Origin of the sequence: Blautia sp. AM29-29, assembly GCF_003480555.1 — a bacterium.
Lineage (GTDB): Bacteria > Bacillota > Clostridia > Lachnospirales > Lachnospiraceae > Fusicatenibacter > Fusicatenibacter saccharivorans.
On sequence record NZ_QUJD01000001.1, the window covers coordinates 82,502 to 107,472 of the forward strand.

Sequence of the window (24,971 nt, forward strand, 5' to 3'; positions counted from 1 at the left end):
GACTGTTTGTCCTCCAAATAATTCAGTGTGTCCCGGAATTTCTTCCGGGAATCCATTCTTTTATAATAGCACACTTAATTATTTAACGCAAATTTTTTTGAAATTCTTCTTTCCTTTTTTCAGAACGATACCGTCCTCGCCGAAGGCTGCTTTTTCTACGGCATATTTCGGATCTGTGATTTTCTCACCGTCTACGGATACACCGCCCTGCTCTACGGCACGGCGTCCTTCGTTTCTGGTCTTTGCAAGCTCTGCTTTGACAAGAAGGGTTACGATATCGATTTTATCGTCCGTGAAATCCTCTGCAGAAATTTCACTGGTCGGCATATGCTCGGAGCTTCCGGTAGAGAATACGGCACGTGCGCCTTCCTGCGCTTTCTTTGCTTCTTCCTCGCCGTGTACCATGGAGGTCAGCTCATAGGCCAGGATCTCTTTTGCCTCGTTCAGCTTGCTTCCTTCCCAGGAATCCATCTCGTCGATCTGCTCCAGCGGCAGGAAGGTCAGCATACGGATACATTTTAAGACATCGGCATCGTCCACGTTTCTCCAGTACTGGTAGAAATCGAACGGGCTGGTCTTGTTCGGGTCAAGCCATACAGCGTTTCCTGCGGTTTTACCCATCTTCTTGCCCTGAGAGTCGGTCAGAAGGGTGATGGTCATTGCATAGGCATCTTTTCCAAGTTTACGGCGGATCAGTTCGGTTCCTCCCAGCATGTTGGACCACTGGTCATCGCCGCCGAACTGCATATTGCAGCCGTATTTCTGGAACATGTGATAGAAGTCGTAGCTCTGCATAATCATATAGTTGAACTCCAGGAAGGAAAGACCTTTTTCCATACGCTGTTTGTAGCACTCTGCACGGAGCATGTTGTTGACGCTGAAGCATGCACCTACCTCACGGAGCAGTTCTACATAGTTCAGGTTCAGCAGCCAGTCTGCGTTGTTGAGCATCATAGCTTTTCCCTCGCCGAACTCGATGAAACGCTCCATCTGACGTTTGAAGCACTCTGCGTTGTGGTCGATCTCCTCGCGGGTCAGCATTTTTCTCATATCGGTTCTTCCGGACGGGTCACCGATCATGGTGGTGCCGCCGCCGATCAGGGCGATCGGTTTGTTTCCTGCCATCTGCATCCGTTTCATCAGGGTCAGTGCCATGAAGTGACCTGCGGTCAGACTGTCTGCGGTGCAGTCGAATCCGATATAGAACGTTGCTTTTCCATTGTTTACCAGGTCTCTGATTTCATCTTCGTCGGTTACCTGTGCCAGAAGGCCTCTGGCGATCAGTTCGTCATAAATCTGCATTTTGTTTTTCTCCTTTTTTCGGTTGACTTTCGGGTATGTGTTACCGTCTGGGACCAAAGTTTTTTATACAAAAAGACTCCCGTCCTTTCCGATTCAAAGGACGAGAGCCCGTATCTCCCGTGTTACCACCTTACTTCACAGCTGTCTCACGGCAGCTGCCTTTGTCGGTATCCAAAACCTCTGAATACCCTGACGCTGTAACGTTCGTCTCTTACGTCGCAGCCTACTAAAAACGTGCATCATAGTTCTTCTGCCGCCCGTTTTATTCGGTGCGCAACTCCGGGATGTATTCGAATCGTACAGAACCTGCATGCGCCTCTCATCTGCCGGCTGCTTTCTGTCCGCGTTTTTGTACGTCTACTTGTTCCCTTCCAAGCCTTTTTCCATGTTCCATAGTATAAACGGTGATTCGAAATCTGTCAAGACTTCTGCTTTCCGTTTTTTCATCTATTTTTAATATCCGCGGTCCTGATCCATCATATACAGGAGTGCGTTGCAGATGCACGCCGCGATATTGCTGCCGCCTTTTCGTCCGCGTGCCACGATATACGGGATATTGGTCTGCATAATCAGTTCTTTGGACTGTACCACATTGACAAAGCCGACCGGAACTCCGATGATCAGCGCCGGTTTTATTTTTCCTTCCCCGATCAGTTCATAGAGGCGGACCAGTGCCGTCGGCGCATTTCCAACCGCAATAATCAGCTTTTTATCCAGCTCCGCTGCTTTTTCCATGCAGGCTGCCGCGCGGGTGCTTCCGGTTTCTTTTGCTCTTGCCGCAACATCTTCGTCTGACATAAAGCAGAGCGCTTCACCGCCGTGGCGCGCAAGCACCTTTTTGTTGATGCCGGATCTTGCCATCTGCGTATCCGTCACAATGCAGGCTCCCTCCCGGATCGCCTCGATGCCTTTTGCCACCGCATGCTCCGAAAAGCAGAGATTATCCGCATAATCAAAATCCGCACTTGTGTGGATACACCGCTTTACAACCAGTTCCTGATCCTCTGGAAACGTTCTTCCGTTTAATTCTTCCGTGATAATTTCAAAGCTTCTCTTTTCAATCTCGTGCGGGCTTACCTGCTCCAGTTCTATCTTCATCTTTATGCCCCTTCTTCCAGAATTTGATAAATCTTCTTCATGTCGAGATGCTCGCGCAGCGCATCTGCGAGAATATCGTACTGTGTCTCTTTGAATGTCTGGTAATCGACACCGTGAATCTGCTCCATGGCAATTCCCTTATTCTTTGCAAGTGCTTCCACGATCCGTTCGGCAACTTCTTCTTTGTCGAAAATGCCGTGCACATACGTACCGTACACATTTCCTTTCTGTGCACCGTCCAGCTTATCCGAATCAGCACGGTTCTGATCATCGATGAACGTGAATGCTTCTGTTTCTTCTTTCCGCACCGTTTCTCCCATATGGATTTCATAGCCCTCAATCCGGGTTCCCTCGATCCCGGCAAGAACGCCTTCTGTTTTTCCAAAAGCGCCCTCCGCGCGGGTTCTCGTCTTCTCACCGGCAAATACGGTATCCATCGGCAGGAGTCCCATTCCTTTGATCGTTCCGCCGGCTTCGACATGCAGCGGATCGCTCAGCGTATCTCCGAGCATCTGGAAGCCGCCGCAGACACCGAAAATTACTTTTCCGGCCGCAGCCGCCTTCAGTACGGCCGCTTCCAGACCATTCTGACGCATCCAGAGCAGATCCTCCATCGTGTTTTTCGTTCCCGGAAGCAGAATCATATCCGGATTTTTCAGTTCGGAGACAGAGCTTACGTAGCGGAGTGATACGCCTTCGATCCGCTCGAACGGGTTGAAATCGGTGAAGTTTGAAATACGCGGGAGACGGATGACCGCAAGGTCAATGAGACCGATCTCCTCTTTTCTGGTGAATCGCTCGGTCAGACTGTCCTCGTCTTCCACTTCGATGTGGAGATACGGCGCCACGCCGACCACCGGGATGTGTGTTTTTTCTTCCAGCATCACAACGCCCGGGTCCAGGATGGTTTTGTCCCCGCGGAATTTGTTGATAATCAGACCCTTGATGCGGTCGCGCTCATCCGGCTCTAAAAGCTCTACGGTACCGTAAAGCTGAGCAAAAACGCCGCCGCGGTCAATATCTCCGACGAGGAGCACCGGTGCATCCACAAGCTTTGCCATTCCCATATTGACGATATCATCGGCTTTCAGGTTGATCTCCGCCGGACTTCCGGCTCCCTCGATCACAATGATATCATACTGTTCTTCCAGTGCATGGTACGCTTTCATGATGTCCGGGATCAGCTCTTTTTTGTGGGAAAAATATTCCCGCGCACTCATGTTTCCCAGTACCTCACCGTTTACAATCACCTGCGAACCGGTGTCATTCGTCGGCTTTAACAGAATCGGGTTCATCAAAACGGACGGTTCGATCCCGGCCGCTTCCGCCTGCATGACCTGTGCACGTCCCATCTCAAGGCCTTCTCTCGTAATAAACGAATTCAGCGCCATATTCTGTGATTTGAACGGCGCCACACGGTATCCGTCCTGATGGAAAATCCGGCATAAGCCCGCCGCAAGCAGACTCTTTCCCGCATTTGACATCGTTCCCTGTATCATAATTACTTTCGCCATCGTTTTTCCTCCTAAAACCACTGCAGAATCTGTGAAACGGCTTCTGTCAGAATCTGGTTTTCTTCATGTGTGCGTACGGCTGCACGGTAATATCCGTCGGCAAGGCCCGAGTAGTTGGAACAGTCGCGGATCAGAATGCCGCCTTTTTCCAGCCGTGCGGCAAGTCCTTTCGGTCCCTCAAAGAACAAATAATTTGCACAGGAATCCCATACGGTAAGACCTGCTTTTTCCAGTTCTGCTTTCATCCAGGCGCGTTCTTTTCCGATCAGTTCCCGTGCTTCTTTGACGTAAGCATCCTCGTTCAGGGCGGCAAGGCCTGCCATCTGCGCCGGAATCGAAACATTCCACGACTGCATGCTGCGGCTGATCCGATCCAGCAGATCCTCGTCGCTGCAGAGCAGATAGCCAAGACGCAGGCCCGGCATTGCGTAAATCTTTGTGAACGCACGCAGAATCAGCAGATTCGGATATTCGTCCAGTTTTCCCTGCATCGTCACTTTTTCCGGCTCCGGCAGAAATTCTATGAAACACTCATCCAGCACCAGATAGATGTTACGCTCCCGGCAGTTATCCAGGATCTTTAAAAGAAGTTCCTGCGGAATCGTAAGGCCGGTTGGATTATTTGGATTACATAAAAAAACAAGATCCAGATCGTCGGTCAGATCATCGCAGAAATCGTCCTGTAAAAGAAAGCCTTTTTCCTTTTGCAGCAGATACATACGGATAAAACACCCTGCCGCTGAAAGCGCTGCTTCATACTCTGCAAATCCCGGCGCTGCAATCAGCGCTTTTTTCGGGCGGAGAGCCTGTGTCAGGGCAAAAATAAGCTCCGCGGCGCCGTTTGCAAACAGGATATTTTCTTCTGGAAGCTGCTCCTTTTCCGACAGTGCCCGGGTCAGGTCCCGGCACAGTGCGTCAGGATACTGTTCCACCGATTCCGCGCTCTTTCTCACCGCCTCTTTCACACTTTCCGGAGCTCCAAGAGGATTGACATTCACAGAAAAATCGACTCTGCATTTTTTCGTGTAAATGTCTCCTCCATGTGGATTTTGTCTCATACCATATGCCTTCCTTTCTCTTTTCCGTTGTGTTTCTATCTTCTCTTTTTACAGAAATAAAAAGAGCGCGCGGATTCCCGCAAAGAACACCAGTCCGAGGAACGAGGTCAGATACATCAGATGATTTGCTCTTTTGATATCTTCCGCCTCGACCGGGCGGATATCATCGCCGATCGTTGGTTTCTTTACGACTTTGCCGAAATACACGGCATCTCCGGCAAGCTGTACTTCCAGCGCCCCTGCCATAACTGCTTCTGTCTGCGCAGAATTTGGGCTGGCGTGGCAGTAACGGTCGCGTTTGTAAATTTTTTCTGCATTTTTCCAGTTCATGCGCTCGCATGCAGACGCAAGAATCATCAGCCATGCGCTGATTCTCGCCGGTATGTAATTGACGACATCGTCCAGCTTTGCCGCACACCGTCCAAAATACAGATATTTGTCATTTTTGTATCCCACCATGGAATCCATGGTATTGATGGACTTATACAGAAAGCCCAATGCCGGTCCGCCGAGGGCAAGAAAGAGGAGCGGTGCAATGACACCGTCCGACGTATTCTCCGCGATCGTTTCCACGGCAGCTTTCGTCACTCCTGTTTCCGAAAGATTTTCCGTATCACGTCCTACGATCATGGAAACCGCATAGCGCGCCCCCGGAAGATCGTTTTCTTTTAATTTCTGATAGACCTTCATGCTCTCATCCTTCAGGCATTTCGTTGCCGGAATCTGCCAGCACCAGAGAACCTCCAGAAGGAAGCCGATGACCGGATGAATTTTAAATGCCGCAAAGAGCAGCAGTGCCGGAACACCGTATCCCGCCAGACAGACGAGGATCACGAGAAAAACTCCTCCGGCAAGCTCTCCCTTTGGCGTTTTCGGAAATACCTTCCGCAGCCATTTTTCCAGCAGGGCAATGAGATTTCCGATCACACGGATCGGATGGTACAAAAAGGAGGGATCTCCAAGCAGCAGGTCCAATCCATAGCCCACAATCAGGGCTGCTAATGCTGTTTTCATCTTGTTTTCTCCTGTTCTTTCCGGTAAGAGACACACTGCTCCAGAAATTCCAGTGCGAGGTGCGGACTTGCCATATAGTAAAGATGCGGGAATCCCGCCATCATCCGTTTTGTCGCATGAATGCATTCCCAGTTCCGCTTCCGCAGCGGTTTTGCCGCATGCCATGCACTTCCGCAGTCTGTGCTGTCAAAGTAATGGAACTCATGGCCGCGCACCGGATTTCCGCCGTTCCGAAAGGTATCTTTCGTGTTTGGCGTGAGGGTGATATAGCCGAATCTTCCCAGCTTTTTTGTCCGGTAAACATTTCCCGGAACAGCCTGTACCATAGGATACACATTTCCATCCATATCCTCCATGGATTCTGACAGGTACATATAACCGCCGCATTCTGCAAGAACCGGCATTCCCTGACGGATGTTATCGCGGATCTTCGTTCTCATGGTCTGGTTTTCCGAAAGCTCTTCTGCGTGCAGCTCCGGGTAGCCGCCGCAGAACAGAAATCCGTCTGTATTCTTTGGCGGCTCCGCATCGGAAAGCGGCGAAAAATATTCGATTTTGGCTCCAAGTGACGCGAGAAGCTCCAGATTATCCCGATAAAAGAAACAAAATGCTTCATCCTTTGCAACGGCAAGAATCGGCTTCGCAGCACGCACCTTGGCGGCTGCTTCGCTTTCTGTCACCTTACGCAGGACTTCCGGCATTTTTCCCGAGAGCTCTTCTGCCCCTTCTGCAATCGCAAGAATTTTTTCAAAATCCAGTGTCTTCTGCAGTGTTTCTGCAAGCAGATTGACCTGCTCCTGCAGATTTTCCACCTCATCCGGCATCACAAGGCCGAGGTGGCGGCTTTCTAAGTGGCATTCCTTCAGTTCCGGCACAAAGCCGACACAGAAAATGCCAAGTTCTTTTTCCGCCATCGGCGCGATCTCCCGGTACAGCATCTCTGACATCCGGTTAAAGATTACACCGGCGATCCGGCTGTCCTCTTTGTACTGCAGGTATCCCTTGATAAAGGCAAGCGCTGAAACGCTCATGCCTTTGGCATCGACAACCAGAAGAACCGGCGTTTTTGTCATACCGGCGAGATCGTAGGCGCTGCCTTTGGTAGAAATTCCGCCAAGACCGTCGTAATACCCCATAACGCCTTCCAATACGGAAATGTCATGACCCGCTGCATGTTTGCAGAACAGATACTGTGTTGTTTCTTCCTCTGTGAAAAACGGATCCAGATTACACGACGGGGCGCCGATTACCTGTTCGTGAAACATCGGATCGATATAATCCGGGCCGCATTTAAACGCTGCGGGCTGCTTTCCCATCTGCTGCAGTGCACGGAGCAGTCCGCAGGTGATCATCGTTTTCCCGCTTCCGCTCCTTCCTGCTGCCAGCATGATTCTTGGTGCTTTCATTCTTTGGCACCTCCCTGGGCTGTAAAGATATAAACCGGATTCTGGGCAATCATCAGATGGCTTCTTCCGGCCTTTTTCGCATTGGAAGCCTGCAGGCAGACGATTTCCGGCTCTTCAAACGCAAGTTTTTTGAAACACGATGCTGCCTCCGCTAATGTTTCCACGGTTACTGTATTTAATACCACGCGGATGTTCGGATTCTTCCGCAGGAGCAGTTCCAGAATCTCTTTTAAGTTTCCGGCAGACCCGCCGATAAATGCATGCGTCGGAACCGGAAGTGCTTCGAGTGCTTCCGGTGCAGTTCCCTCAATAATTTCCAGATGATCCACTGCAAATTTCTTTTTATTTTCCTGCAGAAGTGCAACGGCTGCCGGATTTTTTTCTATCGCATATACCTTTCCCTGTGCTGCACGAAGCGCCATCTCAATCGAAACAGAACCTGTGCCCGATCCAATATCATAGACAACAGAATTCAAAGAAAGCTGCAGATGAGAAAGAGACGCATTGCGCACTTCCCGCTTGGTCATCGGTACTTTGTCACGCAGAAATACTTCATCTGCCATGCCGGCTGTAAACTCCGGTTCCGGATTCGGGTTTTCAAACAGAAGAACCGCAAGCGGGGCAAACTCCATTTTAGCAAGTTCGAATGGGGTTCCTGTCACAATCTGTTCTTCCGGATACGACAGATCCGTTCCCACATGCAGCACAATCTGCTCCCAGCCGTACGAACTTAACGTCTGGCAGATTTCCCTGACACTGCCCTTTCCGCCGGCGATCGCCAGAGTTTTCCGGTTTCGGCGGACCGTCTCCAGAAAGTTGCAGTGCTGTCCGTGCAGGCTCACAAATGCTGCATCCTCCCAGGACACTCCGATTTTGGCACAGAAATAAACCAGCGAAGAAATTCCCGGCTCTACACGGACAGAAAAATCCGCATCTTCCGCAAGGACGGCCTGAAGTTTCTTTGCTCCGCTGTAAAAGCCGACATCACCCGACTGCAGAAGAACAATCTTTTCATATTCCGGGTGCGCCTTCAGATACTCGTAAATCTTTTCCGGGCTGTATTCTGCAAGCATTGGCTTCTGATATTTTTCTACTGCTTTTGTCATGCGTCCCGCACCGATCAGCACATCCGCCTGCTCACACGCGTCTACGAGCGCCAGCGTCATCTGTGCTTCTGCACCAGGTCCGATTCCGGCGATCACGACGTCCCGTTTCACGGACAGATCAAATTTTTCAACGAAATACCGCTTGACCTCGTCCTCCGAGAGTCCTTCTTCCTCTTTCGGACGGCCGATCAGAACGACACGGACACCGGCCTTTTTTGCTGCCTCAATTTTTTCTTCAAAGCCGCCGTTTCTTCCGGATTCCTTCGTTACCATCCATTCGGCATGGAACGACTGCAGCATTGCAACGTTCATGTCCATAGAAAACGGTCCCTGCATGCCTATGGTATGTGCGGCATCAAATCCAAGTTCCGCGCAGGATGCAATTACGCCTGGCAACGGCAGCACCCTGGCATACACACGGTTTTTATAATCCGGAAGCTCTGCAAATTTTGCGAGTTCCTTGCTTCCTGTTGTCACCAGAATCTTTCCCTCTGTGCCCGCCAGATACGATACCGCTTCTTCTGTCGTATCGACCATGACGCAGGATGGATCTGCCGCAAGCGACGGCCGCAGCAGCCGAAGATACGTTTTTCCTGCTTTTTCACATGCAGACCGGATATTTTCCGACACAAGATCGGCATACGGATGGGTTGCATCGATAACCATTTCCGGCTGTTCTTCGCCAAAAAGCTGTTCCATCTCTTCTTCTGTCAGTCTTCCGCTTCGAACCGTCAGGGCACCGCCCTCCTCGATCCGGCACTTGCCGTATTCTGTCGCCGTACAGGCAAGGGATGCAATCTCATATTTCTTCAGAAAACTGCAGATTTCCCGGCCTTCCGTCGTTCCGGCAAAGACGATTACTTTATTCATAGCGATATCCCCTCGGCGTTACCATGTGATCCCGGATTTCCTTTGTCTGACTGTTTCCGATAAATACCGTCGTAAACATATCCACTTTTGTATTGCGAAGTTCTGCAAGCGTCATGGTCCGGCTCGTCTCCCCGTCTCTTCCGATCTGGCTTACGATTCCGCAGACGGTTTCCGGCGCTTTGTAACGAAGCATCAGATCACACGCTTTTTCCAGATAATCCGCTCTCTTATGGCTTCCCGGGTTATAAAGACAGATGACAAAATCCGCTTCCGATGCCAGCAGAAGACGTTTTTCAATTTTCTCCCACGGTGTCAGAAGATCGCTCAGGCTGATCAGGGCGAAATCGTGGATCAACGGTGCACCAAGAACGGCAGCGCCTCCCGTTGCGGCGGTCACGCCTGGAATTACCTTAATTTCAATATCAGGCCATTCTTCCGAAAGCTCATACATCAGACCTGCCATACCGTAAACGCCGGCATCTCCGCTGCAGATCATAGCAACCTGTTTTCCCTCTGCCGCAGTTTCAAATGCTAGACGGCAGCGCTCCACCTCTTTCCGCATCGGCGTCGTCAGAAATTCTTTTCCTGCAAAATGTTCTTTTACCAGATCCACATAGACGGTATAGCCGATGATCACATCGCAGTTCCGCAGCGCATCCGCCGCCTCGATCGTCATTTTTTCATATGCTCCGGGGCCGATGCCCACGACAAAAATTGTACTCAAAATACTGCCCTCCAGTCCGCCGCAGCCAGTGCAACTGTTACACCGTCCGCTGCCTTTTTTTTCTTTATCAGTCTGCCGCCGGCGAGAACTGCGCTGCGCTCACAGACATTGTCAATTCCTGTAATCTTCTTCACAAACGGAGACGGCGTAAATTCCCCCTCCGCCGTTTCCAGTTCTTCTGCAGAAAAGGTCCGGTACTGCCAGCCATACTTTTCCACCAGCTGCAGAATTCCCGGCTCCTGCGCTTTCAGATCAATACTTGCCGCCTGTCGAACTGCTTTTGGAGAAATCCCGGCCGCCGCAAGTGCCGCAAGAACCTTTTCTTCAATCCGGCCGGCCGGTGTATTTTTCTTACAGCCGATGCCGACGGTGATCACCTTCGGGATCAGGTGAAGTGTTCTCTCATATGGCGAATCCTCTTCCGATGTGGTAATGCAGATTCCCATCGACGGTTTTGCCGCCTCTTCCGGGATCAGTTCCTCCGGTTTTGTTCCATCCACCGGAAAACGGCTGCAGAATCCAACCGTTTTTCCGTCCACCAGAAGCGCCGCTGCCTCTTTTGCCAGCTCCATCTCACAAATTTCACAATGATTTTTTACAGCAAAGACATCGACCGCAAACTTGTGATTGACATCCGTTGCCGTTGTAATGACCGGAACCGCACCCGTTACAGCTGCAACTTCTTCCGTCAGCTCGTTTGCTCCGCCGATATGGCCGGAAAGTAATGAAATCACGAACTTTCCCTGTTCATCCATACACAGAACCGCCGGATCTGTCTTTTTACTTTTCACGTACGGTGCAATACTGCGCACCGCAATCCCGCACGCCCCGATAAACAAAATCGCATCCATTTTCTGAAACATGCGCTCTGTCCATGCAGGAAGCGACGGTGCAATCGCAGGAATTCCCGCTTCTTTCCCGTACTTTTCCAGTGCATATCCTTCACAGCTGTGTTTTTTCAGTGCCGCACAGAGTTTTTGATTCCAGACGCATCCGTTTCTTGTAAAACTTGCTATGGCTATTTTCATCTTATTTTTCTGCCTCTCGGAATTCGGTGGTAAACGCCGGATTGTACAGATCACTTCTGCGGTAATTTCCCTGGGAAACGGCATTTCCGATGATCATCAGCGCTGTCTTGGTGATCTGGTTCTTTTTCGCCGTCTCGGCAAGTGTTCCAACGGTGCAGACGAACGTCTTCTCCTCCGGCCAGGTTGCTTTGTAAACAATCGCTGCTGGAGTATCTGCCGTATAGCCGCCTGCAATCAGCTCACGGGAAAGTTCCTCTAAGAGTCCCGTGCTTAAGAATACAACCATCGTTGCCTGATGTGCCGCAAAAGACGCAATGCTCTCCCGCTCCGGAACCGGTGTTCTTCCGGCCATTCTGGTAATGACAACACTCTGGGAGATATCCGGCAGCGTATATTCCATTTCAAGGGCAGCAGCCGCTCCGCAGAAAGAGCTGACACCCGGACAGTCATCGTGAGCGATTCCAAGGGCATCGAGCGCATCAATCTGTTCGCGGATTGCACCGTACAGGCACGGATCTCCCGTGTGGAGTCTTGCCACAGTCTGGCCTTTGCTTTCGGCCTCTTTCATAACATCAATCACCTGCTCCAGCGTCATGGTTGCACTGTTATATACCACACAGCCCTCTTTTTTCAGATCCAGCAGTGCCGGATTGACAAGAGAACCTGCATAAATGATAATGTCCGCCTCACCAAGCAGCTTCTGTCCTCTTACCGTAATCAGATCCGGGGCTCCAGGGCCCGCTCCAATAAAATGTACCATCTATTTTTTCCTCTTTTCTTTTACAATAATCAGTGAATAGTAACTTGCCTGGTCCGGGATTTCTTCCGCGCTGAAATACTTCTGTTCCGTATCCATGCCGCAGTTTTCTACCATCACCGCCCGGCAGTTCTTTTCCTTCAGGAACTGTTTCACAGCCGGCATCTTTTTACCCGCTTTCATCAGAACCTTTGTTCCTGAAAGTTCCAGTGCATCTTCAATCTGATAAGACGCCGGAATCACATGCAGTTCTTCGGAATTTTCCACCAGTCCCTCGGAAAGAGATGCTGCTGCCGCGCAGAACGATGTAACACCGCTTACAATTCTCGCATCGTAACCGTCTTCCAGTACCCGTCTGTGTACATAAAGGTAGGTAGAATACACGGTTGGATCTCCGAGTGTCAGAAATACTACGTTTTTTCCTGCATCCAGCAGCTCCTCTATTTTTTCTGCACCGCGCCGGTGATTTTCCTCCAGTTCTTTGGCATTCTTTGTCATCGGCATTGGAATAGCAACGAGCTCTTTTTCTGCCAGTTCCGGCACTGCCTGAACAGCAATCTGGTAGGCAATGCTCTCCTCCGGTTTCTCTCCTGGTACTGCAATCGTATCATTTTCCCGGATCAGACGGACGGCCTTTAACGTCATAAGCTCCGGGTCTCCCGGTCCGATTCCTGTTCCAAATAAAATTCCTGTCATTTTGTTTTTACTCTTTTCTGTTTTCTTTTTCTTCCTGCTCCCGCAGGCGCTCCAGAAGTTCTCCCGCTCCCGGGGTTTCCCCGAGCAGGCCCTCATTGCTTGAAAAAACAATCGCCTCCGTCTGCACTCTGCCCTCAATATGGTAATTCATGTAAAAAGCAATTTTTTCTGTCACTTTTTCCATGGTCTCTTTCAGGCATCCTGCTTCCTTTAAAATCTGCACCGCTTCTTCCGTCGTTCCAGTCTCCAGCAGTTTTTTTGCCAGTGCAAGATCCGCCCCTGCACGCACCGCCTGCGCCGTAAGAAGCTCCGCACGGCAGTCTGCCTCGTGGGAATGGGTATTCATAATTCCGCCGGACACCTTGACAAATTTTCCAAGATGTGCCACAAAAAGGATGGCGTCAAAGCCGAGCTCAGCTGCAAATTCCAGTGTTTTTCCGACGTAATTACTGCACTTAACGGAATGGTCTGCACGGACCCACGGATACGTTTTTAAGAAGTCCTGTCCGTAATTTCCCGGTGTCACCAGAAGGACGCGGTCACCCTGTGCTTTCCGCATTTCCATCTCGACGCGGATCGTGGAAATCAGCGCCTCCTCGCTCATCGGCACTACAATCCCGCTCGTTCCAAGGATTGAAATGCCGCCGGTGATGCCAAGTCTCGGATTGAATGTATGCTTTGCCAGTTCTTCCCCTTCCGGTACGGAGATGATAACCTGCAGTGCGCGGAAATCATCGAGTTTTTTCTGAATCTCCTCCACATTCTCGCGGATCATCTGGCGCGGTACATGGTTGATCGCCGCGTTTCCGACCGGCTGATCCAGCCCCGGCTTTGTCACACGCCCGACGCCGAATCCTCCATCGATTACAATTCCCTCTTCTGTTCCAAACGTCACTTCCGCGTAAATCAATGCTTTATCTGTCACATCCGGATCATCCCCGCCGTCTTTTCGGACGGCACAGCTTACTTTTTCGGCACTTCTCCGGATATCCAGCAATTCCAGATTCAGAACAATGCCCTTTGGCGTATGGATTTTCACTTCCTGTATTTCTTTCCCGGAAAGCAGCATAAACGCCGCTCCCCGCGCTGCCGCTGCAGCGCAGGAACCCGTCGTATATCCCATGCGGAGTTTCTTGCTGCCGCGCATAATATATGCATCTTCCAAGCCTGTCCTGCTCATGTTTTTCTCCTTAACAGATCCGGCGGTTTTTCTGCCGGATCACGCGATCTATTTTATCATAACACACAATGAAAAAATGCTGAACCATTTTCGCATATTTTTTCAAAAAAGATCAATTTTTCCCGGCTGTTTTTCTATCTCAGAAACTTATTCTTTTCCCAGCTTCCTGTTGTTTCAAACTCCGCAGCTCTTCTTTCTGCCTGTTTTACAATTTTTTCATCAATTCCCATATTTCCAAGCAGTGCAATCGCATTCTTTCCTCTTGCCGGCCCCTGTTCCAGGCGATACGGGAAGGAAATACTCTGCGCGGTAATCTGCTCTTCAAAATGATAATTGGTGTAGAGATCTTCCAGCAGATACGTCAGTTCAGTATCATGTGTTGCTGCAAGACAGAGCACATTTGCACGGCGCAGGGCAGCAAGCACACTCTCTGACGCTGCAATCCGCTCCGTCGTGTTTGTTCCCCGCAGCACCTCATCAATGACGCACAGAAGCGGTGTTTTTTCACGGCTTGCCTCCAGAATCCGTTTTAAAGATTTTACTTCCACAACAAAGTAACTCTCTCCCTGTGCCAGATTATCGCGGAGTGCCATGGATGTCATGATCCGGCACACAACACCGCGGTACCGCTTCGAAAGACTCGTGTTCAGTGCCTGTGCCAGAATCGCATTCACTGCCATGTTTTTCATAAATGTGGATTTTCCCGACGCATTCGAGCCGGTCAGCAGAATTCCGCCCTCCGCATACAGACTGTTTGCCACCGGATGTGTCAGAAGCGGATGATAAAGCTCCTCCACATCGATCCGACAGCCCGCCTTTTTCTCATCCAGGAATTCCGGCCGGCAGTAATACGAAAGGCTCTCCCGGTACGATGCTGCAGACAGTGCAAAGTCCAGGAGTCCAAGATCCTCTGCCATCTGCAGAATCGCTTTTTCATACGATTTCACTCTGGAAACAACCGAAGAATACTCGATCAGATCCAGCAGAAAGAACGTGTGAAAGTATGCAAAAATCATGTTTGCTGCACCGCCCTGCGATTCTTTCGTATTCACAAGTGTTCTGCATTTTCTTGTAATCGGACGGAGTTGTTTTTCCTGTTCTTCCAGACGCTTCTGATACATTTCCAGTCCGGAAATTTTTTCTTTTCCAAGTTCCCTGGCTGTCCGCTGCAGCCGCAGGATACAGCCAAACGCTTTTAATGCACTCTCCAGCTTTTTGCTCTCCCTTCCATGCATCAGTCCGTTGCCGACCATAGAAGCAAACAGAACAGCCACACCCAGCGGAGGCAGTACAAACAACAGTCCAATTCCAAGCACAGCAATACCGGCCATCAGAAGATATTTCCCCTTCTCTCCCGGCTCCGCCTCTATCAGTACGGCTATTTCTTCTGTCGGCGGATTCATCTTTTCTTTTCCCATCAAAAGAAGTGCTTTCTGCACTGCTTCTCTGGCTTTTTGGTTCTCTGCAAAAAGCTTCATCAGCCGTTCCCGCTCTTCCCTGATTTCTGTTGTTGTGACCGGCATCCGAAGCGCCGTGTACAGATATTCTTCCCCGCACACCGACACTGTGTGGTCGACTGTGTCAAAAACCGCATCGAGATCCAGGTCATTCCAGGTAATCGCGTCCACGCAGAAGTTTTCCCCTGCTTTTCGTCTCAGACACGCTTCCAGTTTTTCTTTCTTTTCCCGTGCCGTCCGTTTCTCCTGCTTTTTTCCCCATTTCTTCCGCAGTTGTACCAGCTTCTTTTCCTGTTCATTTCTGTTATTCTGTACCATCCAAACTCCCAGCAGTATCAGAACCACAAAAATTCCTGCTGCCGTGTACAGTTCTTTCATGTCTTATCGCCATCCTTTTTCCTGCTCTGTATCATAAGTCTTTTGATTCTGTCTTATTCTAGCACAGAACCCTCTTCCCTTCCAGATTTTGTTGCAAAAATCATCTCCACCGCCGCATGTACAGCCAGTCTCTGTGAACTGCTGCCGTCACCAATGCAGGTGGAAAGGGTAAGTATCTTTTGAACTTCCTTTTCCTCACCGCTGCCAAAGATCATGCTGTTTTCTTTTCTTTCCTGTACCCATGCATTCCAGTCCGCATCGCTCCATGCTCCCAGCCGGTAAACATCACTTTTGGCATCCGTCTCCTCCACACTCCAAATACGGCACTGCCATGCTTCACCCGGCAAATACAGGTACAGATACGGAAATTCCTGTTTCCACGACGCTTCACGATACTTTTTCAATCCTCCGAACATCGTTCCATCCCGCATATTATGCCCATATAAAATCGTGTGACGTTCAGAAAAATCCTCCGGTGTATCACACGGTGCAAAAATACTGCCGTAAATCCGCTCCCTGCAAAACGCATCGTGTGTCAGATAATATGCGTTATCCTGCCCGTGCGCAACCGGAACATCTAAGGCGCAGCCCGGAATCCAGAGCCACGCGCAGATTTCTCTATTTTTTGATCGAAGTCCTGCAAAATCAATTGTCCGAAACAGATTTTGATCTGTACTGCCCGGTTCCTGCTCCTGCACTTCTTCGCTTTTTTCGTTTTCCTCTTTGTTCTCTTCTTTTTCTTCTCTGACATACCTCTCCACCGCTTCTTCCTGTTCTTTTCGAATCTGCCGGCTTACCTGAATCTGCGGCAGATACCAGAAAAAAAGTGCCGCCAATGTTAGAACTGCAATCCCTCTTCTTTTTCTGCTGATTTTTTCTCTCTCCATTTTGTTTTCATTCCACCACCCGAACCGATGGTGGAATGTTTTTCCGTTTTGTTATTCAACCGGAATCCGGTTTTTTACAATACTGTTGTGTCCATAATCATCCCAGCGGTATTTCTGATTTTCAAATACAACCTCACTTTCTTTGGGATGTCCGCAAAGATTTACCGATACCGAAAAGACGCGCGCAGGATCTTTTCCATATGCCGGCTCTTCTAGTTTTTTCACGGTAACATTCTTCGTACCTGTCACCTGCATAAGCGAATACCGCAGCACCTTCTTCTCCTGTACCCGGTAATCGTTTCCTGCCGGAATTCCCCGGATCTGTACCGACTGTTCCGTGTAGCCGTCCTGATCTGTCGTTTTCTCCACCTGTGTTTTTGTAAACGTAAGATAGCATTGGTATGTATGTTCTTTTCCATACAGATCCTTTCCCTTCACGGAAAACAGAAACGTTGGATTTCCATGCGCCCATGTAATCTCATCCGCCTTGATCTTCTTTGTAATCGTCAAGGTTTCACATGCAAGATCCTTCATCGTCACGGTCTGCACTTCCTGTTTTGCCTCCAGCACAAACGAAACCGGTTCTGCCGCAAGGTATCCATCCGGCGCGGCCTCCTCCACAAGGACATAAGAACCCGGCTTTAATTTTTCCAGTTCATGCGGGCCGCTTCCTCCTGAAATCCAGCTGTCCACACGGTTTCCATCCATATCTTTTAATACCAGCTTTGCGCCGGAAATTCGTTTTCCGCTCTCTGCATCTATTTTTTCAATTGTCAGATGTGTTCCATCATTTTCGACCGTCACCGACAGTTCCGATTTACCGTCAATTTTTCCGTTTTCTACCACAAATTCCCGGCATGTGCTGTCCAGCAGAAAGCCCTCCGGAGATGCTGTCTCCTGATAGTACCAGACACCGTCCAAAAGTCCCGTCAGCTCAATTTTTCCATTTGCATCCGTCTTTTTTGTCTCATCAAAACTTCCATCTTTCGTCCAGATATGAAAGGCTGCTCCCTGAAGCACTTTTCCGTCTCCCTGACTTACTTTCTGCAGAACAAAACGGTTCTTCCAGTTTGTAAACGTCAGTGTGATCTGTGCGTTTTGTTCCCCGATCGTTATTTTCTTTTCCGTCGGATCCAGCACATATCCATTTGGAGCCGCCGTTTCCCGCACAAGATACGTTCCGTACTCCAGCCCGTTTTTGAACGCCTCTCCATTTTCATCCGTTTTCAGCACAGCTGCTACCGCCTGATCCGGAAACAGCACTGTTCCGTTTACCGTTGTAATTGCTCCGCTCGCAATCACCTGATATGTTGCACCAGAAAGTGCTTTCCCTGAGTTTTCTTCCGTCTTTTTTATCTTCAGTGAGCCTGTTTTTCTTGTGTTTTCTGCCTCCAGATGGATCGTCTGCATGCCTTCCTTGTCAATGGAAAATTCCTGCTCCCAGCTTCCTGCATAACCAGCTGGATTCTTTGTCTCCACAACACGGAATTTTCCATTTTCACTGTCTGTATCCCGAATTCCCTCCAGCAGATAAGAACCCGTTTTTTTCACCCAGTTCATCTTTTTGAATTCACTCCAGGTGTTGTTTTTCCAGCGGTACACGGTAAATTCTGCACCCGAAAGAGCTTCTTTTGTCTCTGCATCCATTTTTTTCACTACAAGATCTCCTACTTTCGACAGATGACAGGGAACGTTCGCTGTGTAACCAAATTCCGAAGTATTCCACGGCACAACAGTTATTCCCGTTTCCCGGGATGCTCCATGCCAGTTGTTGTACGTACTGGAAGTATCGTTTACAAAATTATCCGGCCATTTTTTCGGTGCTTTCACTCCGCCGCCGGGACCAGTTACCGCGTCGTTAGTGCCTCCATCATAGAAAATCATCGTCTGGGAATTTCCTTCAAAGGTAAATGTAACCCAGCCTTCCGAATTTTCCGGAGTTGTTCCACCGTCCGGCTCAGAGCCGCGTCTTGCCGACCAGATCGCTTTTGTTCTGGCATCGTAGACGATTCTGGCATCTGCCTCCTTCGTCAGATAGATATGTTCTGTCTCATCAGCCAGATAAAAGCCCTGCTTAAAGTCCAGATCTGAAAGTGTAAAATACCCTTTCACATTCAGCGGATTTCCTTTACTGTCGTAATAAGCAAACCGTACCTTGATCCAGAGCAGACCTTTAATATCAATGACCGGCTTATTGTGGTCAATCGCCACGACTACCGCATCCACGTCCTCATACCCTGATGGTACAACCGTGTTCTGCCAGTCTTCCAGCCAGATCCGCATCGTTACATTTTCCCCGTGGCACTCTCCAACATTCGTATATTCCGCATACATTTTTCCTTTTTTCGACTCCAGCGGCGTGAAGGAACGGAGATTACTCCATCCCTTTACATCGGCCGCCGGCCACCATGTAGAACAGCATTTCGAATGGCTCTCTCCGTTTTTGCAGAACAGATTGTCCCAGGTACTTCCATCTGTACTTCCAAAACGGATTTTTGTCTCACTTCCGATCAGCGGGGTAAAATCATATCGGCCGTCAATAACAGAGTCCGATGATACAACTTCTCCGATTCCGGCTTTCGAAAGAGAAGGAAGACTCGTAAGACTCGAAGCCAGAACATCTTCCCGAAAACAAAATCCCAACAACAGCAGAATTCCTGCGAGAAACCAGAAGCTTTTCTTTGCTCTTTTCATTCTTTCCTCCTTTCAGACCGGCCCGCGGTAAGAAACAGGAAGGCTCCTGTCACGGCAATTCCAATGGGGACCGCTGCTGACGGATCGCGCAGACCTGTTTTTGGCGCGCTGTGCCAGATAGAGGGGCCTTCTTCCTGCGGCAGATCTTCTCCTTCGACAGAAAAAATCCATTTTACCCCGCTTTTCCGAAGTGCCCATTCATTTCCAAGTTCTGACGGCACACGGATTGAAAAACAGATTTCTTTCCGTTCATCTGGACTGCATATTCCAAGACTTTTTGCTGCCCATAGTCCCTCACTCTCTAAATCACCTTCATAAATCACGCTGTCTCCCTCTCGTATTTCCAGTTTCACCTTGGAAAGCAGTTCTTTTTCTGTTTCACTGAGTTCTTCCGGAAGTTCCGTCCGCAGAAAAAATTCTGCACGGCTTGCTGTCGTGTTCACCAGTGTGAACGTATCTTCCCATTCATCTCCCGGCATCAGCACTGGAAAGTTCCGAAAGAAATTGTCGGGTGCCAAGATCAGATTCCGCGCTGCTCCTTCGTACGAAACGGTGAGGAAGCTCTGCTGCGAAACCTCCGAAACGGTATTATCCGCCTCGTGGACACACTGTTCAATTTCCAGTTCTTCTCCCCACGGAGCTTCTGCCGTAAAATCCGGCGTCACATTCGCTGCCTGTACGGCCTCCGCCTGGATTTCAACGGACAGCACCTGTCCCTCCGCCTCACTGGTCCACGCAGATGGAATGGTGATTGTACGGAAAAAATCGACAGATTCCTGCTTTCCCAGCACTTTGGGATAATAATAATACTCTCCTGCTTTCAGCCAGACGTCCTCGATTCCCCCAAGATCCTCTTCCCCCAGACGGTAATCCTGCGTTTCTTCCTCATCAAACACAGGCTTTACGCGGACATAGCATGGTTCGGCATAATTGGTGATCCGCGGAATTTTTGAAATCACCTGGGAAGGCAGTACAATGCCGTTTTCCGGTCCCTCATACTTCTTTTCTCCATCCCCGTCTTCCTCATATTCCCAGATTCCAATATTTACATCTCCGACAGCTATTTTGTTAATGGTCTCAACACTGCTCCGGTAATATGCATACGTTCCGCTGATTCCCATCAGAAGACTCGCCGCCGCACATCCGATCCTGACGCGTTTTCCTTTCATGTCTGACCACCTCTCTCATAAGCATCCCATGCCTCCCGATAGCCGTGAAATACCATATTCCCCTTCTGGATCTGCACCGATTCCTCATAGACCGAAACCTCAAGTTCTTTCTGTTCCATTTCTTTTGCAACGCGGATTCCGGTAAACAATTCCGTCGTGCTTTCGCCTTCTGAAACCGGTTTTTTGTAATAATAGTAGTCATCTTCTCCTTTTACCCAGTTTTCCGTATCAAGTCCCTCAATCGCTTCAATTGGTTCACTGAATATAAGTGCCGCACGAATATAGCAGGCAACGGAACCTTCATTTCTGATTTTTACTCTCTTTACCACACTTTTCCCTGGCGGTACGGGCGTCGGTGTCGGAAATTCTTCATCGATAGTACTTGTATTATGTCCGAACACCATACGATTCCAGACACTCTCGTGATCTGTAAAATACGCCGAAGTTCCCGGCAGCAGCCAAATGGCTGCCGCCATCGTACACCCGGCCGCACCCGCAAGGAAAAACAGCCGTTTCGTCTTTTTCTTCATCTTTTGTCCCCCAGAAAACTGCTTAAATTCCAGGTGCTTCTGTCTGTTCCGGCTCCGACTGCGGTGCCGTTACCTGCCCCTTCTGCCCATTATTCTGATTTACATACTTCTCCCAGGCCTTTGCTGCCCGCTCGGCAGCCGTACTTCCCTCACCGGTATTCAGCGCCTGGATTGCATAATAATTGATCGGAATATCGACCTCTTTTTCATCCAGCTGCCCTTCCACGATATTAGCTGCTGTCACGCTCGTAAATAAAGGATCCGTCGTTTTGCCAGCTGCAAGCACTTCATTGTAGAGATATGTATATACCATCGAATTGTTCTGTTTTTTCTTGTACATCAGCACCCATTTTTTCGAAAGCTGATTCATCGAAAACAGTTCCGTATCGACGGCTGCCCCGCCGTTTAAACGGTTTCCGGATGTATCTGCAACGATCACTTTTGCGATTGGTATGGAAACATCCATATAGACGTAAGAATCATTTTTACCTTTATTTTTGATACGCGGGTCCTTCGGAATCACCTGGGTCGGCACAATATGATTGGTCTTTCCGTCCGGATCCGGTGCGTACGATGGTTCATTTCCTTCGATATCTACTTTTCCCACAACAAACTGGTTCGTCACAGAATCCTTATCCGTCAGATACGCCAGTGTTCCGCCCGCTGCCAGGGCTCCTGTCAGAAGCAGTGATGCTGCCCAGAATACGATTTTCCGCTGTTTTTTCATAGATCAATTCCTCCTGTTTTCCTAAATAATTTTGCTAATTCTTTTTATAACTTGTTTTCCTGCATGATTTTTCTACCGTGCCAAAGCTGCCGGATTGTAAAAAGCATCACCGCTCCCACGGCCAGAAAAAAGAGTGTTCCTCTCTGCCGGAGCCAGACGATACCAAAGCCAAGCCAGGGAAGAGCTACGATCACATTCCCGATCACCTGTTTTTCCAAAACGATGCCTGCATCTTCCTCCGCGTTGGCATCCCCCTTAGTACAGTATCCTTCCTCGCTCTTTTCCACGATCCGGTGTGTCACCACCATATTTCCTCTCCGGTAGGTAATCACATCCCCCGGATTCCATTCCTTCTTCCGTCCATCCACAACCACAACAGATCCCGTCGGGATCTCCGGTTCCATGGACCCGGACAGTACGACATAGGCGCAGAAATACTGCATCAGATACCATCCCGCCGCCAGAAAAAGGAAGGAAAGAAAGCCCTGCAGCCCCAGTTTTCCTTTTGCTTTCATTTGCTCCCTTCCGTCGATGCGGACATCCAGACTGTCATTTTTGCACGCAAAAAACAGAGGATAGCATTTACCCTCTGTCTCAGAATATCCCTGTTTCATTTTCTCTAAAGTTCTTGTAAAAGTGATTTAAACTTACCATAGTCCGGGCGAAAGCGCAAGCATTGTCTGCCCGTTTAATTCTAAATTTTTTCTAAAGCCTGAAACGCAGAAAATTTTCAGAACTTTTCCCGGATCTTTTTTTCTCCAAACGCAAGCCGCTTTTCCAGCTCCTGCCCATTTTCTGCCCCAAGGATTTTTCGCATTACACTCTCTTCTTCCCGGATTCCTTTTCCGTGAAGTACGCCGTATGCGCCGGCATCACTTCCCGCCGCAAGCACAACGTCCTTTTCAAATGCGAGCTGCAGACCTTTTTTCTGCGTCTCAAAAATCCACGCCAGCGTTTCAGCCGGATATCTGCCGTTCTCCAGAAGATTCGAAACCGTCACAATTGTCGGCACCCAGATTGTTGCATGCTCTGCCATACAGCAGATGCTCTCTTCATTCTGAAAGTTCCCGTGCTCAACCGAGTCCACGCCTGCCTCTGCCGCATCCATCACAGCCTGTGCGCCGTTCACATGCGCCATCACAGAAAGCCCCGCATCATGCGCCGCAGCTGTCATTGCAAAAACCTCTTCCCTGGAAAGCGGCTCACTGGTCACATGCCCCTTTGTCGCGAAATCCAGGATTCCCGTCGTCATGATCTTGATAAAATCTCCGCCCGCACGGCGTACTTCACGCACAAGCGCGCAATACTCTTTCCCGTCTGAAAATGCGCGTCCGACAATTTTTCCATAACGGCCCGCCCTGTGAATCGCAAAAACCGGTGCGCGGTATGTGATCCCGTACTCCGGCGCAAGGCTCCGTGCAAGAACACCCGCCCCGTACGGATCTCCGCCGTCACGCACATAGGAAATCCCTGCCTTCTGATACGCCGCCAGATGTTCCCGGATCAGATCCTCCCGCGGGCCGTTTTCATGCGCTGCCGCCGCCTTTTTGTAATCCACACCGTCCATAAAAATATGGGCATGGCATTCTGCTGTCACCATTTTTGTTTACCGCCTTATCTCCGATTCCACCACAGCTTCTCTGCGGCCCATTTTCCAGTTCTGCTCCGAGAGATACAGATGATATCCACAGCCGTTTTCTACTCGCCAGTCATAGTAACTCTTCTGTGGCACGCCGTACTGCTCAAGGATACTCATGATCGTGCCTCCGTGCACCACCATCGCCACGTTACGGTAATGGCGGCGGATACACGTATCCACCATCTTGTCAAAGCCGGCGATGCAGCGGTCCTTGAACTGCTGCGGGCTCTCACCGCCCGGAAAGGCAAGCGTCGCCATGGAATCAATCCACTCCTGGTATTTCGGATTATCTTTTAATTCCTGATAATTTTTGTTCTCAAACTCACCAAAATTGCACTCTGCAAATTCCGGGATTTTGACCTGTTTGGCATACGGATACAGAATGTCTGCCGTTTCCAGACACCGTTTCAGCGGGCTGACGAACAGAAGCTCAACGGTATCCATCGTCCGCTGTTCCAGCTCTTTTTTCCCTTCCTCACACAGTGGTTCATCCGTCACGCCGATATACCGTCCTAATGTATTGCCATAGGTTTTTCCATGGCGGATCATTGCAATTTTAATCATGTTTTTCCTCACCTTTCAGCAGGATTCCGATTCCGCACACCACACGGGTTACCGAATCAGCCTTTGCTGCCAGCTCCGTACAGATGCGCCCCGTCTTTTCCCGCCATTTCCGGTCGAAGGGTTCGATCGGAACCACTCCGTAACCGAGTTCATTCGTAACAATGCAGATTTCCGGATTTTTCTGCAGCAGTTCTTCCAGTTCTGCTTCCGGTGCAGTCCCGGTCTCCTCTTCCAGAAGGAGCCATCTGCGGACCAGTTCCTGAAAATCATATACGCCGGAACATGCCGACAGCTCCTCTTTCGAAACTGCTGCCCCATCGGCCCATCCTGTTTCTTTTCCGGTCATCTTCTTTGCAAAGTCAAGCTTTCCCTGAAAAGCCCCTCCAATTACTAATTTCATTTCCAGTTCTCCATTCCAAGAGAAAGTACCACAAGAGACAGGAGCTGTGCCAGCTCACAGAGCGAAAGGAAATAGCCTGCGAGATCTCCTGTAATTCCTCCAAAATACTTACTGCTTTTCCATTTATAATAACAGAATACCAGTGCCGATACAACCAGTACATCCAGTGCCGCCCAGACGCAGAACGAAGCTGAGAGCGCCGTCACGGCAAAAATCGTCACAACAAGCACCGCCGCCGTTCTTTTTTTCTCTGCGCTCATGCCAAACGCTGCCGCTGTTCCTTTCGGATTGGCATTTGGAAAAAACGCGATCGAAAGACCGCTGAACGATCTCGAAACTGCGAAGCCAAATGCATACGCCGGAAAAATCTTCCAGACAAGTTCTCCGGCTGCGCCCGCGTACAGTACAAAATACAGACATCCCATAATAATCGCAAATGCTCCGGCGTGCGGGTCTTTTAAGATTTCCAGTCGGCGCTGTTTTTCTCTCCAGGAACTTAACGCATCCATCGTATCCAGATAGCCGTCGAGGTGAATGCCGCCCGTCACCAGAACCGGAACTGCCGTCAGCACTGCAGCCCGCAGCATGCTTCCCGCGCCAATCTGCTGCAGCAGCCAGAAAAGCACCGCCGAAACTGCACCGACAGCCAGTCCGACCCACGGAAAGAAACACAACGCATATTTCATGTTCTCTTTTTCCCAGTCTGCCGGCGGCATCGGGATTTTCGAGTACATGGCAAACGCCACTTTAAAATTATTCCATATCGTTTTCAT

Annotated in this window: 23 protein-coding genes; all 23 read right to left on the reverse strand. The window is 49.7% G+C overall.

The window, feature by feature from the left end:
- Window positions 1-78 precede the first annotated feature (78 nt).
- Entirely contained in the window at window positions 79-1,302 is a 1,224-nt protein-coding gene (tyrS, locus tag DW769_RS00390; RefSeq protein ID WP_055218066.1) for a tyrosine--tRNA ligase, read from the reverse strand.
- A gap of 453 nt (window positions 1,303-1,755) precedes the next feature.
- Complete coding sequence (locus DW769_RS00395) at window positions 1,756-2,400, reverse strand: precorrin-8X methylmutase (protein ID WP_055218068.1); 645 nt, start codon at window positions 2,398-2,400, stop codon at window positions 1,756-1,758.
- A 2-nt stretch (window positions 2,401-2,402) separates the two neighbouring features.
- Window positions 2,403-3,914, reverse strand: a complete 1,512-nt coding sequence (locus tag DW769_RS00400; RefSeq protein WP_117760332.1) for a cobyric acid synthase — start codon at window positions 3,912-3,914, stop codon at window positions 2,403-2,405.
- A gap of 11 nt (window positions 3,915-3,925) precedes the next feature.
- A complete protein-coding gene (cobD, locus tag DW769_RS00405; protein WP_117760333.1) occupies window positions 3,926-4,972 on the reverse strand; it encodes a threonine-phosphate decarboxylase CobD in 1,047 nt (348 codons plus the stop codon).
- A 48-nt stretch (window positions 4,973-5,020) separates the two neighbouring features.
- Entirely contained in the window at window positions 5,021-5,986 is a 966-nt protein-coding gene (cbiB, locus tag DW769_RS00410; protein ID WP_118719010.1) for an adenosylcobinamide-phosphate synthase CbiB, read from the reverse strand.
- Window positions 5,983-7,392, reverse strand: coding sequence for a cobyrinate a,c-diamide synthase (locus tag DW769_RS00415; protein ID WP_117760335.1), 1,410 nt, complete (start codon window positions 7,390-7,392; stop codon window positions 5,983-5,985). The genes cbiB and DW769_RS00415 overlap by 4 nt, the downstream gene beginning before the upstream one ends.
- Window positions 7,389-9,368, reverse strand: coding sequence for a precorrin-6A reductase (cobK, locus tag DW769_RS00420; protein ID WP_118749837.1), 1,980 nt, complete (start codon window positions 9,366-9,368; stop codon window positions 7,389-7,391). The genes DW769_RS00415 and cobK overlap by 4 nt, the downstream gene beginning before the upstream one ends.
- Window positions 9,361-10,092 carry a precorrin-3B C(17)-methyltransferase gene (gene cobJ / locus DW769_RS00425; protein WP_022462307.1) on the reverse strand — a complete coding sequence of 244 codons (732 nt, stop codon included), beginning with the start codon at window positions 10,090-10,092 and terminating at the stop codon, window positions 9,361-9,363. Before cobJ ends, cobK begins: the two co-directional genes overlap by 8 nt.
- Complete coding sequence (locus DW769_RS00430) at window positions 10,089-11,120, reverse strand: cobalt-precorrin 5A hydrolase (protein WP_118749838.1); 1,032 nt, start codon at window positions 11,118-11,120, stop codon at window positions 10,089-10,091. Before DW769_RS00430 ends, cobJ begins: the two co-directional genes overlap by 4 nt.
- 1 nt (window position 11,121) lies before the next feature.
- Entirely contained in the window at window positions 11,122-11,880 is a 759-nt protein-coding gene (gene cobM, locus DW769_RS00435) for a precorrin-4 C(11)-methyltransferase (protein WP_022462305.1), read from the reverse strand.
- Entirely contained in the window at window positions 11,881-12,573 is a 693-nt protein-coding gene (gene cobI, locus DW769_RS00440) for a precorrin-2 C(20)-methyltransferase (protein ID WP_022462304.1), read from the reverse strand. It lies immediately after the preceding gene.
- Window positions 12,574-12,580: 7 nt separating this feature from the next.
- Window positions 12,581-13,753 carry a cobalt-precorrin-5B (C(1))-methyltransferase CbiD gene (cbiD, locus tag DW769_RS00445; RefSeq protein ID WP_055226415.1) on the reverse strand — a complete coding sequence of 391 codons (1,173 nt, stop codon included), beginning with the start codon at window positions 13,751-13,753 and terminating at the stop codon, window positions 12,581-12,583.
- Window positions 13,754-13,887: 134 nt separating this feature from the next.
- The gene (locus DW769_RS00450; RefSeq protein WP_118749839.1) at window positions 13,888-15,588 is read right to left on the reverse strand and encodes a MutS-related protein; all 1,701 of its coding nucleotides are present in this window, start codon (window positions 15,586-15,588) and stop codon (window positions 13,888-13,890) included.
- 53 nt (window positions 15,589-15,641) lie between these two features.
- Complete coding sequence (locus DW769_RS00455; protein WP_117760341.1) at window positions 15,642-16,475, reverse strand: class B sortase; 834 nt, start codon at window positions 16,473-16,475, stop codon at window positions 15,642-15,644.
- A 51-nt stretch (window positions 16,476-16,526) separates the two neighbouring features.
- Complete coding sequence (locus DW769_RS00460; RefSeq protein WP_117760342.1) at window positions 16,527-19,169, reverse strand: SpaA isopeptide-forming pilin-related protein; 2,643 nt, start codon at window positions 19,167-19,169, stop codon at window positions 16,527-16,529.
- Window positions 19,166-20,338: a hypothetical protein gene (locus DW769_RS00465; protein ID WP_117760343.1), complete on the reverse strand. Its 1,173-nt coding sequence runs from the start codon at window positions 20,336-20,338 to the stop codon at window positions 19,166-19,168. The genes DW769_RS00460 and DW769_RS00465 overlap by 4 nt, the downstream gene beginning before the upstream one ends.
- Window positions 20,335-20,868, reverse strand: a complete 534-nt coding sequence (locus DW769_RS00470; protein ID WP_022462298.1) for a hypothetical protein — start codon at window positions 20,866-20,868, stop codon at window positions 20,335-20,337. Before DW769_RS00470 ends, DW769_RS00465 begins: the two co-directional genes overlap by 4 nt.
- A gap of 22 nt (window positions 20,869-20,890) precedes the next feature.
- Complete coding sequence (locus DW769_RS00475) at window positions 20,891-21,595, reverse strand: SipW-dependent-type signal peptide-containing protein (RefSeq protein WP_055266634.1); 705 nt, start codon at window positions 21,593-21,595, stop codon at window positions 20,891-20,893.
- Window positions 21,596-21,639: 44 nt separating this feature from the next.
- On the reverse strand, window positions 21,640-22,209 hold the full coding sequence (locus DW769_RS00480) for a signal peptidase I (protein ID WP_117760345.1): 570 nt from the start codon (window positions 22,207-22,209) through the stop codon (window positions 21,640-21,642).
- Window positions 22,210-22,325: 116 nt separating this feature from the next.
- Window positions 22,326-23,195, reverse strand: coding sequence for an amidohydrolase family protein (locus DW769_RS00485; RefSeq protein ID WP_243105398.1), 870 nt, complete (start codon window positions 23,193-23,195; stop codon window positions 22,326-22,328).
- A gap of 6 nt (window positions 23,196-23,201) precedes the next feature.
- Window positions 23,202-23,798, reverse strand: a complete 597-nt coding sequence (locus tag DW769_RS00490; RefSeq protein WP_022462294.1) for a histidine phosphatase family protein — start codon at window positions 23,796-23,798, stop codon at window positions 23,202-23,204.
- Entirely contained in the window at window positions 23,791-24,198 is a 408-nt protein-coding gene (locus tag DW769_RS00495; protein ID WP_022462293.1) for a bifunctional adenosylcobinamide kinase/adenosylcobinamide-phosphate guanylyltransferase, read from the reverse strand. The genes DW769_RS00490 and DW769_RS00495 overlap by 8 nt, the downstream gene beginning before the upstream one ends.
- Window positions 24,195-24,971 (reverse strand): adenosylcobinamide-GDP ribazoletransferase, encoded by a 777-nt coding sequence (locus tag DW769_RS00500; RefSeq protein ID WP_055226435.1) that lies wholly within the window; start codon window positions 24,969-24,971, stop codon window positions 24,195-24,197. The genes DW769_RS00495 and DW769_RS00500 overlap by 4 nt, the downstream gene beginning before the upstream one ends.